This is a genomic window from Sedimenticola hydrogenitrophicus (assembly GCF_025175675.1).
GTDB lineage: Bacteria > Pseudomonadota > Gammaproteobacteria > Chromatiales > Chromatiaceae > Sedimenticola > Sedimenticola hydrogenitrophicus.
The window spans coordinates 36,022-53,154 of record NZ_JANIOA010000004.1 but is presented as its reverse complement, the minus strand read 5'-3'; the positions used below and the strand labels follow the sequence as shown (position 1 = coordinate 53,154).

Annotated in this window: 14 protein-coding genes; 9 read left to right on the top strand and 5 right to left on the bottom strand. The window is 62.7% G+C overall.

The genetic code is table 11. The features are described from left to right. Positions 1-48: 48 nt before the first annotated feature. Positions 49-918: a LysR family transcriptional regulator gene (locus tag NPX02_RS03750; protein WP_260291890.1), complete on the bottom strand. Its 870-nt coding sequence runs from the start codon at positions 916-918 to the stop codon at positions 49-51. A gap of 204 nt (positions 919-1,122) precedes the next feature. Here NPX02_RS03750 and NPX02_RS03745 point away from each other — a divergent pair, with 204 nt between their 5' ends. The 4 genes from NPX02_RS03745 (at position 1,123) to mgtE (ending at position 5,107) form a co-directional block, all read left to right on the top strand. Further along, complete coding sequence (locus tag NPX02_RS03745; RefSeq protein WP_260291889.1) at positions 1,123-1,614, top strand: hemerythrin domain-containing protein; 492 nt, start codon at positions 1,123-1,125, stop codon at positions 1,612-1,614. Between the two features lie 55 nt (positions 1,615-1,669). Continuing rightward, positions 1,670-1,948, top strand: coding sequence for a hypothetical protein (locus NPX02_RS03740; protein ID WP_260291887.1), 279 nt, complete (start codon positions 1,670-1,672; stop codon positions 1,946-1,948). 324 nt (positions 1,949-2,272) lie between these two features. Next, on the top strand, positions 2,273-3,601 hold the full coding sequence (gene argA / locus NPX02_RS03735) for an amino-acid N-acetyltransferase (protein ID WP_260291886.1): 1,329 nt from the start codon (positions 2,273-2,275) through the stop codon (positions 3,599-3,601). A 144-nt stretch (positions 3,602-3,745) separates the two neighbouring features. After that, positions 3,746-5,107 (top strand): magnesium transporter, encoded by a 1,362-nt coding sequence (gene mgtE / locus NPX02_RS03730; RefSeq protein WP_260291884.1) that lies wholly within the window; start codon positions 3,746-3,748, stop codon positions 5,105-5,107. A gap of 97 nt (positions 5,108-5,204) precedes the next feature. Here mgtE and xdp1 read toward each other — a convergent pair whose 3' ends face one another. Both xdp1 and prsT read right to left on the bottom strand, forming a co-directional pair. Next, positions 5,205-6,008: an exosortase-dependent surface protein XDP1 gene (gene xdp1 / locus NPX02_RS03725; protein WP_260291882.1), complete on the bottom strand. Its 804-nt coding sequence runs from the start codon at positions 6,006-6,008 to the stop codon at positions 5,205-5,207. 165 nt (positions 6,009-6,173) lie between these two features. Then, a complete protein-coding gene (prsT, locus tag NPX02_RS03720) occupies positions 6,174-8,999 on the bottom strand; it encodes an XrtA/PEP-CTERM system TPR-repeat protein PrsT (protein ID WP_260291880.1) in 2,826 nt (941 codons plus the stop codon). 266 nt (positions 9,000-9,265) lie between these two features. Between prsT and NPX02_RS03715 the strand changes: the two genes are divergently transcribed. Both NPX02_RS03715 and NPX02_RS03710 read left to right on the top strand, forming a co-directional pair. Beyond that, a complete protein-coding gene (locus NPX02_RS03715) occupies positions 9,266-10,039 on the top strand; it encodes a DODA-type extradiol aromatic ring-opening family dioxygenase (RefSeq protein WP_260291879.1) in 774 nt (257 codons plus the stop codon). A 256-nt stretch (positions 10,040-10,295) separates the two neighbouring features. Then, complete coding sequence (locus NPX02_RS03710) at positions 10,296-11,261, top strand: zinc metalloprotease HtpX (protein ID WP_260291878.1); 966 nt, start codon at positions 10,296-10,298, stop codon at positions 11,259-11,261. Between the two features lie 12 nt (positions 11,262-11,273). Here the strand turns inward: NPX02_RS03710 and NPX02_RS03705 are convergent, their stop codons facing one another. Together NPX02_RS03705 and NPX02_RS03700 are read right to left on the bottom strand one after the other, a co-directional pair. Next, positions 11,274-13,100, bottom strand: a complete 1,827-nt coding sequence (locus NPX02_RS03705; protein WP_260291877.1) for a putative bifunctional diguanylate cyclase/phosphodiesterase — start codon at positions 13,098-13,100, stop codon at positions 11,274-11,276. Beyond that, complete coding sequence (locus NPX02_RS03700; RefSeq protein ID WP_260291876.1) at positions 13,100-14,233, bottom strand: FIST signal transduction protein; 1,134 nt, start codon at positions 14,231-14,233, stop codon at positions 13,100-13,102. Before NPX02_RS03700 ends, NPX02_RS03705 begins: the two co-directional genes overlap by 1 nt. A gap of 275 nt (positions 14,234-14,508) precedes the next feature. Between NPX02_RS03700 and NPX02_RS03695 the strand changes: the two genes are divergently transcribed. From NPX02_RS03695 to NPX02_RS03685, 3 genes are read left to right on the top strand one after another with little or no spacing between them, the layout of a single operon-like run. Then, complete coding sequence (locus tag NPX02_RS03695) at positions 14,509-15,729, top strand: 2Fe-2S iron-sulfur cluster-binding protein (RefSeq protein WP_260291875.1); 1,221 nt, start codon at positions 14,509-14,511, stop codon at positions 15,727-15,729. 9 nt (positions 15,730-15,738) lie between these two features. Then, positions 15,739-16,317, top strand: a complete 579-nt coding sequence (locus NPX02_RS03690; protein WP_260291874.1) for a hypothetical protein — start codon at positions 15,739-15,741, stop codon at positions 16,315-16,317. Continuing rightward, a complete protein-coding gene (locus tag NPX02_RS03685) occupies positions 16,314-17,108 on the top strand; it encodes a cytochrome c3 family protein (RefSeq protein WP_260291873.1) in 795 nt (264 codons plus the stop codon). The genes NPX02_RS03690 and NPX02_RS03685 overlap by 4 nt, the downstream gene beginning before the upstream one ends. Positions 17,109-17,133 lie beyond the last annotated feature (25 nt).

The following is a 17,133-nucleotide window of genomic DNA, read 5'->3' as shown; positions in this document are numbered from 1 at the left end:
GATATCCGGCTGAAGACGATTCTAGTCCCTGCCGGCGGGCGAAAACAATCATTCGGCGACCGTCTCCTCCATGACCTCAGCGGCCACCCGATGCAGGCGCGCCACGGTCGGGGCGATCAGCGGATTGTTGCCGGCCCCGGGATAGACGACGTAGGCCGGCAACTGGAAACTCGGTGCCCCGGCCACCCGGTACAACCGCTCCTGCCGGATCAGCTCCCGCACCAGGCGGTACGGAAAATAGCCCGCCCCGCCGTCCGTGAGGATCAGCTGCAGCCCCAGCCAGCTGATGCCCACGATCACCCGGGGGCTGCTCAGCTCCGGCAGGCCACCGCTCAACTGGGCCAGGAACTCCGGCCCCCAGTCCACATGCACATAGCTGTCCGGATCGGGCATCCGCCGCCCCTGCCGGTGGCTGGTCACCAGCACCAGCTCCTCTTCCAGCAACCGCTCGACCTGCAGTGCCGGGCGGTTCTGAGGTGTGTACATGATGCCGATATCCAGGCTGCCATCCACCAGGGCCTGCATCAACCCCTCCTCGAATCCGATCCGGGCACGGATCTGGATATCGGACCGCTCCGCGCGCATGCGCTCCAGCAGCCGCAGCAGCAGCCCGTCCCACAGGCCGAAGCGGCCGCCGATGGTCAATGAGCCGTTGAATTCGCGCGCCACGCCAATCTCGTGCCGGGCGCGCTCCAGGGTCTGCACCATATTGGCGGCATAGCGCAGGAAGCGCCGGCCACTGGGGGTCAGGACGGCGCCGGCCTTGTTGCGGACAAACAGCTCGCAGCCGAGGTACTGCTCCAGGGTACGGATCCGCCGGCTTACCGCCGCCTGGGTGACATGCAGCGCCCGGGCGGCGCGGATAAAACTGCCGGTATCCACCACTTTCAAAAAGGTACGTGCGAATTCGATATTCATGGTGCCCCCAGAGCCTGTGTGCCGCGCCAATAATATTACAATTAGTAATATGAACCGTGATTATTTATCGTTTGTGTAATCAAATTTCCTGAGCTAGGGTGAATTAAGCTGCAAATTTCACAGGAAGGGAGACCAGCGTCCCGTTCGGTGGATCACCCCTCCTTCACCTCTCCCGGCCAGATCACGCAGCGGGGTACGACTCTAATGAGGCATCTGCTCGAATTACTGAAGTGGGATCACCTGCGTTTTACGGCACTGCTAAACTACCTGGTAGGCATTGTGGAGGGTTTAGAGCGTAACGAGGAACCGGATTACGCGGAATTCATCGAGCTGATAACCTATCTCAAGCCCGCCCTGAAGGGTAGCCACCAGGCGGAAGAGTTGGCGTTGTGGCAGAGACTTTCACAATACGCCGGCCCCCAACACGGGACAGTGACGCGGATGGAGACGCTCCATCGAGGGGTGGTTGACAAGGGGATGGCCCTGGAAAGCGGGGTGCGTGCCGCCCAAGCGGGCGCCCGACTCCCACCGGAACAGCTGCAGCGGCTCGCCGATGATTTTGTCAGCGCATTCCGCGAGCAGATGGCGATCGAAGAACAGACCATCTTTCCGCTGCTGGAGTCGGTGATGCCTGAGCACGAGTGGTGCGGCGATGCCGCCCGCGCGGCAAACAGCGACCAACCAAGGGGAGAATAGAGGCGCCGTCGTTAACGGCAACACACAACAGCGACTCAGAAAGGAGTAACCAACCATGTCCCGCAAATCCCCCCCGCTCACCACCCCGCACCCGGCCCATACTGTCGAGGAACGTCTGCTGGCGCTGTTCAGAGGTTACGACGGATTCGGCATGATCCTCTACTTCTGGGCGCTCATCGGATCCTTTATCGCCGCCCTCGCGCTGATTGCCGCCGGCTTCGCCTTGTGGAATTGGTGGCTGCTGTTCCTGGGGCTGCTCGCGGTACGCAGCTACGCCTACCTGGGGCGGATCGGGCGGGAGTTGCTCGACCGGATTTCACCCTACGACGGTTAGCCCTGCCCTTTACCCATAAGTGGGCCGGATCGCATCCGAAGATGGGTTACGGCGCGCCCGACCACCGCGAATAGCCGTCAACAAGGGTGCCGCGCCTCCACCCATCCTACACGCGTGTTCATCGGCATTTGTGGGAAAGGGTAGCCCTAGCCGCAGCCATCTCGTCACAGGACCGCAGCGCAGGGCACTCCCGGCAGCGGCCGGGCAGATGCACCATTATCTCCGGTTAACACTCGAATTATTCCGTAATGCGGTTTACATTAGGGAACTCCAGGCCGGGCCTGGAGCTTCACCCTGGATGTTGGCCCAACGGAAACAGTACGCGTGGCAAAAAACAGCAAAAACAAACATGACCCTTTCGTCGATTGGTTTCGCAACTCTTCCCCCTATATCCATGCCCACCGCGGCAAGACGGTGGTTATCCTGTTCGGCGGCGAGGCGGTGGCCGAGGAGAGCTTTGCCGACCTGATCCACGACATCTCCCTGTTGCACGGGCTCGGCATCAAACTGGTGCTGGTACACGGCGCGCGTCCGCAGATCGAGGAGCGGCTCGGCCTGCACCAGACCGAAATGCAGTATATCAACGGCCTGCGGGTAACCGATGAGGCGGCACTGTCCTGTGTCAAGGACGCCACCGGCGCGGTACGGGTGGAGATCGAGGCGCGCCTCTCCATGGGGCTGGCCAACTCGCCCATGGCCGGGGTGCATATCCGCGTGGTCTCCGGCAACTTCGTCACCGCCCAGCCGATCGGTATCCGCGACGGTATCGACTACGGCCACACCGGCATGGTGCGGCGTATCGACGCCGGGGCGATCCAGCGCGTGGTGGATGCCGGAGCGATTGCCCTGGTGCCCTCGCTCGGCTACTCGCCCACCGGCGAGGTATTCAACCTCGGCGCAGCCGACGTGGCCAGTGCCGTGGCCATCGCCCTCGGCGCCGACAAGCTGATCATGCTGGTCGAAGGCAAGGGCCTCACCGACACCCGGGGCAAGGTGCGGACCAACGTGATACCGCGCGAGGTGGAGTCGATCCTGCAACGGCGCAAAAGCCTGCCGGAGGAGTTGGTCCAGCAACTGAACCATGCGGTAAAGGCGTGCCGGGGGGGCGTGAAGCGGACCCACCTGATCGACCGCCAGATGGATGGCGCCCTGCTCAAGGAGCTGTTCACCCGTGACGGTGTCGGCACCCTGTTGACCGCCGAACCCTACGAGGAGATCCGCGGCGCGCGCATCGACGATATCGGCGGTATCCTGGAGCTGCTCGGACCGCTGGAGGCCAACGGCACCCTGGTGCGGCGCTCTCGCGACTTGCTGGAGACCGAGATCGAACGCTTCACCGTGGTGGAACTGGATGGCGCGATCATCGGCTGCGCCTCCCTGCACCCCTATCCCGAGGAACGGATCGGCGAGCTGGCCGGGGTCGCCGTGCACCCGGACTACCGCAACAGCGGGCGCGGCGATGCCCTGCTCGCCCACATGGAGAAGCGGGCACTGACCGCCGGCATCGAGCGCCTGTTTGTGCTCACCACCCAGACCGCCCACTGGTTCAGGGAGCGGGGCTTCGTCCCGACCCAGGTCAACTCTCTGCCGCTGGCCAGGCAGCAGCTGTACAACTATCAGCGCAACTCCAAAGTTTTCATCAAGGGGCTGTGAACGAGTCTCCCCCCTGAGCCCCGCCTGACACCCCGCCGGGCTGGGAGCCCCCCCCCCGCTACACTCGAAAAGAGAAACCGCCTGCCCGGCAGGCGCCGCGATCAACCCAACCCATGCCGAACGACCGGCAAAGAAGCGCGCATCATGATCAGCGAACTCGAAACCACCCCGTCCCAGACCCAGTTGCTGGATCAGGTGATTGCCGACCTGGAGGCCGGCAGCCAGGAGGCGTTGACCCGCACCCTGCTCGCCACCCACCCGGCCGAGGTCGCCAGCCTGCTCGAATCCCTGCCGCCGGAACAACGCAGCGACCTGTGGGAAGCGGTGCCGGTGGCGCAGGAGAGCGAGGTACTCTCGTTTCTACACGACGAGGCGCGTACCACCATCGTCGACGAGATGGATCAGGGCGAACTGGTGGCGGCGGCCGGATCGATGGCCCCGGAAGACCTGGCCGAGTTCATCGATGAGCTGCCGGAGGATCTGACCGCCACACTGCTGCTGGCACTGGATGCCGACCACCGCAAACGCCTGGACAGCGTGCTCAACTACGAGGAGGGGAGCGCCGGGCGGCTCATGAGTACCGACGTCATCAGCGTGCGTCCGGATGTCTGCATCGCGGTGGTGATGCGCTGGCTGCGCCGCCACGAGTCCCTGCCGCCCCATACCGACAGCCTGATGGTGATCGATGACGACGGCGGCTATCTCGGCAAGCTGGATGTCGCCGACCTGCTCACCAGCAATCCCGCCACCCGGGTGGAGGCGGTGATGCAGCCGGAGGCCGCCACGGTGCGCGCCGACCTCAGCGAGCACGACGTGGCCGCCCTGTTCGAGCGCCGCGACCTGATCTCGGTGGCGGTGCTGGACGCGGCCGGCAAGCTGCTCGGGCGCATCACCATCGATGACATCGTCGACGTCATCCGTGAGGAGTCCGACCGCACCCTGCTGCGCAGTGCCGGCCTGAATGAAGAGGAGGACATGTTCGCCCCGGTGCTGCCCAGCGCCCGGCGCCGCGGTCTCTGGCTGGGGATCAATCTGATCACCGTATTTGCCGCCGCCTGGGTGATCGGCCGCTTTGAGCAGGCGCTGGACCAGATCGTCGCCCTGGCGGTGCTGATGCCGATCGTCGCCAGCATGGGCGGCATCGCCGGCAGCCAGACCCTGACCCTGACCATCCGCAGCCTGGCCCTGAACCAGATCGCCAGCGCCCACGTGCGCTGGCTCACCATCAAGGAGCTGCTGGTGGGGGCGGTCAACGGCCTGGTCTGGGCCCTGGTGGTCTCCCTGGTTACCTACCTCTGGTTCGGCGACCCGGGTATCGCGCTGATCATCGGCGCGGCGCTGGTGCTCAACCTGCTGGCGGCGGCTCTCTCCGGCATCACCATCCCGCTGCTGCTGCACCGCTGGGGTATCGACCCGGCACTGTCGGGGGCGGTGATCCTGACCACGGTCACCGACGTGATCGGTTTTCTCAGCTTCCTCGGCCTGGCGACGCTGTTCCTGATCTGAACCGCCACCTGACCGGAACAACACACACCACACAAAACGGGTTACCGAATTGCTCCGGTAACCCGTTTGTTATCCCCAACTCGTCGCTGTTTTCGCGCTAGACCTGTACCGTGTAGCCTGACTGCCGGTTGTTTGCCGCCCTGGAGCGCAATGACAGGATGAGCAGCACACCACCCAGTAGTAGCAGGGTGGAGGGTTCAGGCACCTCGGTGGTGGTGGACGGCCCTATACCAGCGGCGCCGGTCAGCTTGAAAAAATCATTGCCGTAAAAGTTGGTGTTGCTGGTACCGCCCAGATTGGGGTTGAGCGCGCTGATCAGCCAGTAGCTGGAAGAGACATCTCCGACATTTACCGACTTAACGCTGGTTCCTGCGTCATAATAGCTGCCGATGGTGGTCCAGCCGCTACTCGCCAGATCAGCGTACTCCATGCTGCTCAGGTTGGTGCTGCCGCCGCCGGTATATGCACTCAGAGAGAAATCGGTATCCGTCCCGCCATTGTCGTTCCAGCCAAACTTCACCTGATTCAGGGTAACCGCCGTGCCGCCAAAGCTGAGGAGAATGGCATCGATGCGATACTGGTTATCCATGGCGTGAGACGGGCTGCCCCAATCCTCTCCGCTGTAGACACCGAGCCCCCCGCTCCATTGAGCGAGGTTGCGCTGCACCAGATCACCGGTCCCATAGCTGCTGCTCCCGGAACCGGAGGCATAGTTGGCATTGGACCAGCCGGTCACGCTGACATCCGGTGCCCCGCCGCTGCCATCGAAGGACATGCCGGAGCTGTTGCCTGTGTAAGCGCTGGTAAAGTCCCAGGACCAGTCGGCCATCACCTGACCCGATAGCAACAGGGTCAGTATCCCCGGAAGTGTGATCGTTGCAATTTTGTTGTTGGTTCTCATCTGTGCAACCCTGGCAGTCATGCTATTCATCCACGCGGCAGTGCCGGCAGAACCTGAGTAAATAATTTATTGCAACTTAAATGCCAAGATAAAATATGAACTTATTTCAAGTGGTTATACACCAGCATTTCATTCACCCCGGTCAAAGTGTAAAAAATTCCGACACTAATCATCGGTTTCCAACCGCTCCAGCAAGGCCCTGGCCGCGACCAGGTCCGCGAACGCCTCGCCGGTCGCGACCAGTCCCTGCAACTCCTGGCGGGCCTCGCCCCGGCGTCCAAGCGAGACCAGGGCAGTAGCGATATGGAAGCGGATGCGTTTGTTGGCCGCCGCCATAAGGCTGGCGTTACGCAGATACCGCAGACCCTCGGCAGGCTCGCCACTTTTTACCAGAATCCAACCCAGGGTATCGTTGATGACCGGACTGTCCGGCGCCAGTTCATAAGCCCGGCGCGCCAGCGCCATGGCGCCGGCGTCACCCTGCTGGAAACGGATCATGGCAAGGTTGTTAAACACTTCGGGATCACGGTTACCGGCCTCCGTCAGCGTCGCGTAGATGTCACCCGCCGCCTGCAGATCCTCCAGTCGAAGGTAACCTTCCGCCAGGGCCTTTTTTAATACACCGCGATCACCGGCCCGCGGGTCCGCCTGCAGCGTCGTTTCCAGAAACCGCACCCCGCGCTCCACATCTCCGCTGAACAGATAGGCCTGATACAACCGCAGAACGGCGTCGCGTGCGCCCATGGCAATCGCCTGCTTGTAGCCGGCAATCGCCGCGACAAAGTCACCCCTCGCCAGGGCGAGCTCTGCCTGCAAGCGATGGCTGGCCGGTTCGTCGGGATGAAAATGCATGAGCTGGCCGATGGTCTTTTCCGCCTGCTCACGCTTCCCCGCGGCAAGCAGTACCTCCGCCAAGGCGGTCTGAGCCGGAACCGAACGGGGACTGTCCTCGAGTATTTTCATCAGCGCCCAGGTGGCGCCGTCCGGGTCCGTGGCGGCCCGCAACAGCCGCGACGCATCCAGCAGCACGGGTTTGCTATAGCCAGCCGCATTGGACATGCGCCGAAACTGGGTTCTCGCCAGTTCGTGGTTATTCCGGGCAAGGTGACTGAGTCCGATCAGACGCATCACCTGCAGGTCATCCGGAAACAGCCGCTCCAGTTTCTGCATATGTTGATCAAGCTCCCGGGACATTCCCAGCCGCATGTACAGCTCGCCCAGATACAGGTTATTGGCGACCGACCGCTCATCCAGGGCGACCGCCTTGAGGAGCAGTTCAAGCGCCGCCGTGGGGTTGCCGTCGGCCTCCTCCAGCCTGGCCTGCTCAACCATGGCCAGGATGTTTCCAGGGTGATCCAGTTTGACCTTTTCGATTCGCCCTCTTGCCTGTTCAATCCTGCCTGCCGCCAGATCGATCTTGACCAGGTTTAATTCCGCACCGAGAAATTTGTCATCTTGCTTCAGAATCCGCTCAAGATGGCCGGTCGCGGCGGCGATATCACCGGCCGCTATCTCGGTCGATGCCAGCAGGTTCATCAGTTCCAGGTTTTGTGGATTGTGCTCGCTGAGTAGTTTGGCGATTTTAACCGCCTGTTCATTTTCCTTACGTCTGAGGTGTTCCAGAACCAGGGTCACCCCGGCCATGCGTGCCTCCACGGTCATGGCGAACACCTCGCTCAACTGCTCCACGCCTACCTCGCTCCGCCCCTGCGCCAGGTGGCTCAAGGCTATCTGGGTGCGGGCCTCGACGGCATCACCCCCTTGTGCCACCGCCCTGTCCAGCAGTTCAATGGCCTTCAGGTGCCGCCCGTTTCTCATGTAGGCGGTTCCCAGCATGGTAAGCAGTTTATAGTCGTTCGGTACCTGGCTGAGCGCCGGTTTGAGCACCTGGATTACCCTGTCGTACTGGCCCCTGTCAAACAGGATGGTAGCCATGAGCTTGCGCGCACCCGGATTCTCCGGGACACGTTTGAGATAGAGTTCCAGGCTGGCATAGGCCTCATCCATGTTGTTCATGCTGTAGTCGATCAAGCCCGACAACAGCAGGGTCTCCAGGTGTTCCTGTTTCACCTCGGTGGGCAATTTGGCCATGACGCCGTGGGCCTCCATCATGGCCTCCCTGGATGCCTGGGGATCGCCGAGACGTGAATAGGCCACCCCGCGCAGATAGGATAGCTGGGGGTCGAATGCCTGTTTCTCGGCAATTTCATCCAGCTCTACCAGAGCCAGGTCATACTTGCCCATATCCATATAGGCGCCCGCCCTGGCGAGCCGGACCTTGTAGTAGTCCGGATTCAGTTCCAAGGCCTTACTGTAGGATTGCACAGCCGCCTCGAACTGATGCCGGGCATGGGCGACCGCACCTTTGGTATGCCATACATCGGGGTCCTGTGGAGCCAGATCCATCGCCTGCAGCAAAAGCGGCTCAATGGCATTGAATTCACCTTTTCGCAGCAGCACCGAAATCAGCCCCAGCACCGGGGAGACCGCGGTCGTGTTGTACCGCATCGCCTTTCTAAAGGCCTGGTCCGCGTTTTCGATCTCACCCAGTTCCAGATGGGCATCACCCCGAAGCACCATGATTTCGGCATTCACGTCCGGAAGAAATTCACCCTCCCCTATCTCATCCAGAATCTGCCGATACTTCCTCTGCTGCTTATAGGCCTGACCCAGCGGCACCGACACCAGTGCCCGGTCGGCCCCCAGTTTCAGGGACACATTCAATTCCCTTTCCGCCAGGGCACCTTCTCCCTGTTCCAGGTACGCACGCCCCAGCAGCAAATGCGCCGCAAGGAAATCCGGATCATCCCTCAAGGCATTCTTCAAATGGATCACCGCCGTTGACAGCTCATTTTCCTGAAACCTGATCAACGCCTCTTCATACAGAGATGAGCCACCCAGCGGCTCCACTACGGCGTATGCAGCCCCGCTTTGGGCCAAACCCAGCAGGCAACACAGCCCCATTGGCTGGAAAAATTGTCTTATATTCATGATTTGAAATTATGCCGTCCCTATTGACTCGATTTGCCGCCCAAACTTCCCCTGGCAACCCCTTTTGAAGATACACTGTTGGTAACCATAAACAGCCGGACAGAATCAGGCAATGCCCGTTTCCGGCGGGGTCACCTGATTACAGCTCCCCCGGATCTTACCCCGGATCTTATGAGCGAAGCGGCGTCACCAGAGCCCGGCCAGGTAGCCATCCACAATCCCAGCTGTCGGTTTATCATAGATCGAATCGATCCCCGGAGCAGCCCATGCCATCGCGTTATCCCGCACTTTTCATCTCCCACGGCGCCCCCGATTTCATCCTCACGGAGCAGGCGGCGGTCACGGCGCTGCGCCAGCTCGGCGAGCGCTACCCGCAACCGCGGGCGATTGTCGTCGTCTCCGCCCACTGGATCCGCCGGCCGGTCGGCGTCACCGCGGGCGAGGCCCACGGCACCATCCACGACTTCAGCGGCTTTGCCGAGGCGCTGTACCAACTGACCTATCCGGCGAAAGGCGACCCGGGACTGGCGGCAAACATTGCCGACCGGCTGCGCGCCCATGGCATCGCGAGTGAACTGATTCCGGACCGGGGGCTCGATCACGGCGCCTGGATACCGCTGCTGCTGAGCCATCCACAGGCGAGGGTCCCGGTGATCCAGGTCTCGCTGCCGTCCGCGGATCTGCCGGAATGCGCCCGCCTGGGCGAGGCGCTACGGCCGCTGCGCGACGAGGAGGTACTGATCATCGGCTCCGGCGGCTCGGTGCACAATCTGCGCGCCATGAACCGCGAGGAGCGGACCGACACCTGGGCCAGCGACTTTGAACAATGGCTGCGGGAGACCGTGGAAGGCAACCGCTTCGAGGAGTTGTTGAGCGCCGAACAATCCAGCCCGCTGTTTCCCGCCGCCCATCCGACCAGCGAGCACTTCGCCCCACTGCTGACCGCCTGGGCGGCGGGCGATCGCCAACGTCCCGGCCGGCGCTTCCACCACAGTTACAGCTACGGCAACCTCGGCATGTCGATGTTTGAATTCGGCTGACCCGTGGCAATGACGGGCACGGAATCGCGGGGCCACATCATCTAAACGCGCCAATGCTTGTGAGAGAGGATCTGCATGCTTGGATGCGTCACCCCCGCGGCATACAATCACCCAAGACCTCCAGTGCACGCCGTAAAGTCACGGATACAGGTTCCAGACAGGGGCGAACGAACAGCGCGCCCCCAGTGTCGAAACTTGCAAATCATCCCCGTTTGCACAACCCTCATCCTTAGGGACAGACTCTCGGTAAATCCGGATGAACCAATCGCTGACCGCCGAACACAGGCTGCGCAATCTGCTCCATACCCTGTTGTTGATCGGGGGCATGGCGCTGCTGCTGGCGCTGATCAGCGGAGTGCTGTTCGGCGAGGGGGTCTGGCCCTGGGTGTTTGTCGGGGTGATCCTCGCCATGAGCACCCTGCCCGATATCTCACCCCACTGGCTGTTGCGGCTCTACCACGCACGTCGGCTCCACCCCCAACAGGCCCCGGACCTGACCCGCCTGATGGAGCAGATCGGCCACCGCGCCGGCGTCACCCCGACCCCGGCCCTCTACTGGATACCCAGCAGCGCCATCAACGCCTTCTCCGTCGGCAGCCGCGACGAAGCGGCCATCGCCCTGACCGACGGCCTGCTGAAGCTGCTGACACCGCGGGAGCTGGCCGGGGTGCTGGCCCATGAGACCAGCCACATCGCCAATCACGACATGCGCCTGATGAATCTGGCGGACGTGATCAGCCGCCTCACCCACATGTTGTCGCTGACGGGCATCCTGCTGGCGCTGATTTCGCTGCCGCTGGTGTTGCTGGGCATAGCCCCGCTGCCGCTGATCGGCCTGTTGCTGCTGATCGCCGCGCCCACCCTGAGCGCCCTGCTGCAACTCGGCCTCTCCCGGGTGCGGGAGTTCCAGGCCGACCTGAGCGCGGCGCGCATCACCGGTGATCCGGTGGGGCTGGCCTCGGCCCTGGGCAAGATCGAGGACCGGGAAACCAGCCTGTGGCGGCGCATCCTGCTGCCGGGCTACCGCGACCCGGAACCCTCGCTGCTGCGCACCCATCCGGAAACCGCCGAGCGCGTGCGGCGACTGCTGGAACTGCGGGACGACCCGGAGATACCGAACTACCCGATACTCCCGGACGATGTCCGGGGTGGCCGGTTGCCGGGGGAGTTCGGCCGGGTGCGGCCGCCCCGTCACCGGCTGTTTTTCCGGATCTGGCGCTGACGGCCCCGGCCTTCAGACCTTATGCAACAGATTGACGATCTCCGCGGCCGGCAGCGGACGGCTGAAGAAGAAGCCCTGCACCGCATCGCAGCCGTGCTTTTTCAGGTACTCCAGCTGCTCCCGGGTCTCCACCCCTTCCGCCACCACCTCCATGCCCAGCACGTGCCCCATGTCGATGATGGTCTTCACCAGGCCGGTCTCGGCGTCCCGCACTTGGATATCCTGGATGAAACTCCGGTCAATCTTCAGCACGTCGATCGGAAACTGTTTCAGATAGCCCAGGGAGGAGTAGCCGGTGCCGAAGTCATCCATGCTCAGCTTGATATTCATCGCCTTGATATCGCCCAGGGTGAGCAGGGTCTGCTCGCGATTGAACAGCAATGAGGACTCGGTGATCTCGATTCCCAGCAGATCGGTATCGATACCGGTGGTCTCCAGCAGCTCCACCAGATAGTCGGTGAATTCATGGTTCTGCAGATGCTTGCCGGAGAGGTTGACGGAGATCCGCACCGGCTCATAGCCCTCGCTCTGCCACGCCAGCGACTGCTCGATGGCGCGGCTGATCACCCACTCGCCGATGCGGATGATCTGGCCGCTCTCCTCGGCAATAGGAATAAAAACATTCGGCGACACGCCCCCCAACTCCGGGTGCTTCCAGCGCAGCAGCGCCTCCAAGCCGATCAGGCGCTCGCTGGCCAGGTCGATCTGCGGCTGGTAATAGAGTTCGAACTCGCCCTTTTCCAGCGCCCGACGCAAGCCGGTCTCCAGCAACAGCCGCTCCATGGAGACCTTGTTCAACTGCTCGGTGAAGAACTGAAAGTTGTTTTTGCCCAGCTCCTTGGCGTGGTACATGGCCGCGTCCGCGTTCTTGATCAGCTGATCGGCATCCTCGCCATCCTGCGGATAGACCGCAATACCCATGCTGGAGGAGATCACCAGCTCCTGGTCGCCCAGCAGCAGCGGTCGGGCTATGGTCGAAGTGATACACGGCAGGATTCGTGAGATGTGCGCCACCTGCTCCACATCATCGAACAGGATGGTGAATTCATCACCGCCCAGTCGGGCCACGTGCTGCGCCTCGGTCAGGTCGCTGGAGCGCAGACACTCCAGCAGCCGTCTGGCAATCTCCTTCAGCAGCAGGTCGCCGACCGGGTGTCCCATGGTGTCGTTGATCAACTTGAAGCCATCCAGGTCGAGCACCAGCACCGCCAGCTTCCGGTCATGGCGCCGGGCGTTGATGATGGCCTGATCGACCCGCTCGCGGAACAGCCGCTTGTTGGGCAGCCCGGTGAGGCTGTCGTGGTAGGCCAGCCAGGCGATCTGCTCCTCCGACAGCTTGCGCTTGGTGATGTCGCGGGTAAGGGCCAGCACCCGGTCATGCTGCACCGGCACCAGCCTCGCCTCGTAGTAGAGATTTGTGTCACCGTCCGGAAAGCTGAACTCGAACTCCACCGGTTCCCGGCTGCGCAGCACCTCGATCAGGGCACTGTCGTACTGCTCGGCCACATCCTGGACGAATACCTCATACAGCCCACTGCAGCCCGCGCTGTGGCAGAGCATGAAGGGCGGGTGGTTGTTGAGGGTACGGTGCCGTACGTGCTTGTCGGCATTGAATTCATAAATATCGTCGGGGATCGAATCCAGGATCAGCTTCAGGCTCTTGTTGGCGCTGGTCAGCTCCCCCGAACTGAGATCCATGGCCCGCTCCAGCAGGGTACGGTCCTGGTCATGCTGCGCGTAGGCCGTATCGATCGCCTCCAGCAGTCCGCGCAACTCAGGCTTTTCCAGCCACTCCGGCGGGAGGTGTCGGCGCAGCTGTCTGGTCAACAGTTTGTGCATCAGCGCTCCGACAGGGCGGTAATGGTCATGGTCTGGTTGTGCAGTTCACAGCGCGCATCCGGGGTGAAGGGGGAGATCTCGCCGTAGGAGTAGAACCCGGTGTACACGGCCTGGTCACCCAGCACCTCGTGCACCGCCTCCACCTCCTCCTCGACCCGCTGTTTCAGGATCAGTTTGCGGCCGACGCAGCTGATCAGGATGGCCAGTTCCGGGGCACCCTGGCGCAAGCCGTGGCCGGCGGTCTCCGCCGCCCCGAGCGCGCCATCCACCAGGCGGTCGAAATTGGCCTTCATCAGCCGTACATAGCAGCCCTGCGGTATGTCCCCGGCAAAGGTCATGCTCTGTTCCTTTTCGTCCACCGCCAGGATGGTGCGCACGATCGGCTTCTCGTTCTCCGGCAGGCGCAGGCTGAGGGGAAACAGCAGGCCGGTGGCCGGCAGCCCCATGGCGTGCTCCCCCAGGTAGGTCTTGTACAGATCCAGGGCCGACTGCCCATCCAGTTCGTAGAGCACATTGCCGCTGGCGCGGGTGATCAGCCGCTCCGGTCCGAAGCTGTCCCAGCCGCCGAGCGAACCGCAGCCCACAGAGATATGTTCGCCATACAGCCCGATGGCCGAAATCTGCCGCTCCCGGATCTCGTCACCCCAGGCCACCAGGGTCTGTTCAAAGCGGTCACCGTCGCCGGACAGGCCGCCGCTGACCGTCACCCCGGGCGGGAGGTGCTCGGTGACACCGCGCACCAGCTCGCTGCCGTTGATGTGCAGGCCATCGGAGAGCACGAACAGATGTTTCAGGTCGTCCGCCGCCAGCTGCCGGGCCAGCTCCCGGCCGGCGGCGTGGCTCTCGGCGGCATCCTCCACCCGCACCCGAGCCCCCTTGACCCGGGTCTTCTCGAACTCTATCGCGGTCAGGCAGAGAGTGTCGTCATAGACGCGCCGCCCCATGATCTCGCCGGCGGTGGAGCAGCCGATGATCAGAGCGGACGGATAGGTCTCCCGGATCTGCCGCAGCAATTCGCCCTCGGCCAGCAGGCGTTTTGCTGCGAAGACCAGCAACAGCTGACTTCTGTTGCGCTCTCCCAGCGGCCACAGCCAGCCGTGCTCCGGTTGCCAGCGATTCTGTACGGTATGCATCAGCCCCCCTTTGCCAATTTGTTGGGCGTTCACAAGGCTATAGCGGCAATTTCTCCCGCATCTAAAGGGCCATTGGAAGGGAGCAGGCCGCCGTATGGCCGCTATGTTGCGATATCCACCCGGCTGCGGCAACCGGGCAATCCCTACCCCGGAACCGGCACCTGAGCGAAGGCAGCGCCCGGCGCTCCGGTGCCATTTTCAGCTTCATTTCATGCTACCGCGTCACAATCCCTCTCAAGAATTAACCACCCGGCTACCCAATTGACGGATACCAGATGACCACCGGCACCCTCGCATTCATTATCCTGGCGGCGATCAGCCTGCAGGTCGGCCTATTCACCCTGACTGCACTGTATCGTCGGCGCGCCCTATTTTGCGCGGCCGCGTCCGTACCGCCCGCCACCGCGGCATCCACCTGGAAAGGATTCCGGGAGTTTGTGGTACAACGCCGTGTCAGCGAGGACCCGCAGGGCACCATCTGCTCCTTCTATCTGCGCCCGGTGGACGGCCGGCCGCTCCCCCCTTTCAAGCCAGGCCAGTTCCTGACCTTCCGGCTGCCCGTGGACGACCCGGCCGGCGGCCGAAGCGGATCCGTGATCCGCTGCTACTCCCTGTCCGACGCCCCTCATCCGGACTATTACCGGGTCTCGATCAAACGGGTGCCGGCACTGCCCGGACAGCCGGTGCAGCCGCCGGGAGTCGCCTCCAACTTTTTCCATGATCGGGTGACGGAGGGCTCGCGTCTCAAGGTCCGCGCCCCCGCCGGCCATTTCCATCTACGGGAGCAGGATCAGTCGCCGGTGGTGCTGATCGGCGGCGGCATTGGCATCACCCCGATGCTGAGCATGCTCAACCGGCTGCTGGAGAGCGGCAGCCCACGTGAGATCTGGCTTTTCTACGGCATACGCAACGGCCGCGAGGAGATCATGGGGGATCACCTCCGATCCCTGGCCGAACGGCACGCCAACTTCCACCTGTACCGCTGCTACAGCGCTCCGGCCGACGGGGAAACCGCGGGGCTCGATTTTCAGCATCGCGGCCGGGTGGATGTGCCGTTGCTGCGTGCCACCCTGAAACCGGCGCACTACCAGTTCTACCTGTGCGGCCCCCCGGCCATGATGGAGAGCCTGGCGCCCGGCCTGGAAGAACTGGGTATTGGCGACATCTTCTACGAATCCTTCGGGCCCGCCACACTCGCCCGGCCTGGTGCGACCGAGACGCAATCCGAGACGGCCGCCGCGGAGATCAGCGTTACCTTCGGCCGATCCGGCAGGCAGATCGCCTGGGACCGGCAGGCCGGCTCCCTGCTGGAGTTCGCCGAGGCCCAGGGCATCGAGGTGGACGCGGGCTGTCGTGCCGGCAGTTGCGGCGGCTGCCAGACCCCCATTGAATCGGGTGACGTGGTGTACGACCAGCCGGCCGTTGCCGAGGTGGAGCCCGGCCACTGCCTGCTGTGTATCACCCGGCCGAAAAACGACCTGACCCTGGCCGCCTAGAGAATCGCCATGCAACGCTCCCTGTTACGCAAAGAAGTGCTCCCCTTCCTGCTGATGTTCGGCTCACTGATCCTGGCCACCATCATCGCCGATGCCCTGCTGCACCTGTTCGGACTGGCCTGGATCGGTCGCTGGCTCGGCATACCCGGTACATTGCTGATCCTGTCATCCTTCCTCTACTCGCTGCGCAAGCGAAAAAAGATTCACTTCGGCAAACCCAAAACGCTGCTCGTCCTGCACGAAACCCTGACCTGGGTGGGTGCCCTGTTTGTCCTGGTGCACGCCGGCATTCACGTGTATGCCATTCTGCCCTGGCTCGCCCTGATCGCCATGTTGATCAACATCATCAGCGGCATGACCGGCAAGTACCTCCTGGATCGCTCGCGCAGCTTCCTGGCACAGAAAAAGGAGCTGTATCTGCAGGAGGGGCTGACCGAGGTGGAGGTTGAGAAGCGGCTGTTCTGGGACGCCACCACCTACGACCTGATGAAACAGTGGCGTACCGTCCACCTGCCGATCACCCTGGCCTTCGCCGTGCTGGCAAGTACACACATCCTCGGTATCCTTCTTTTCTGGCAATGGCGATGAACAAAAAACTGATCACCCGCATCGTCATGGCGAACCTGGCAGTCCTGCTCCTGCTGGCGATCTTCGCGCCGCAATGGATGATCAGCCCGGGCAAACCGATCGCGGCCCACGGTGAGCTCGCAAACGACTGCTTCGCCTGCCATGTCCCCTTCATTGGCAGTACGTCACGGCAGTGTATCGCCTGCCACCAGGTCGCGGAGATCGGCCTGAAGACCACCCGGGGGATCGCCATCGACAAGGAGCAGAAGAACGTCGCCTTCCATCAGCAGCTGGTCGAAGATGACTGCATGGCTTGCCACAGCGAACACAAGGGGGTGCAGCCGTTCCGGCCCATCGGCCGATTCTCCCATGAACTGCTGCGGGCATCGGTGCAGGAGCAGTGTGACAGCTGCCACAGCAACCCCGGAGACGCCCTGCACCGGAAGATCAAGGGCAATTGCGCGCAGTGCCACAGCAACGACGCCTGGCGGCCCGCCACCTTCGACCATCGGGAGTACTTCCGATTCGATCGACACCATGACACCGAGTGCGCCACCTGCCACATCAATGATGACTATGCCAAATACACCTGCTACGGCTGTCACGAACACTCCCGTTCGAAGATCCGCGAGGAGCATTTCGAGGAGGGTATCCGGGACTACGAGAACTGCACCGAGTGCCATCGCAGCGGCGACGAGGACGAGGCCAAGCGGATCTGGCGATCCGGGGGCTACAGGAACGGATTATTGCGCCGGCCGGAAAACGGCGGATCGCAAGCCTGGCAGAATCGAAGCCGGGAGCATGATGACTGACCGACCCACAGACAGGAGCATTGAC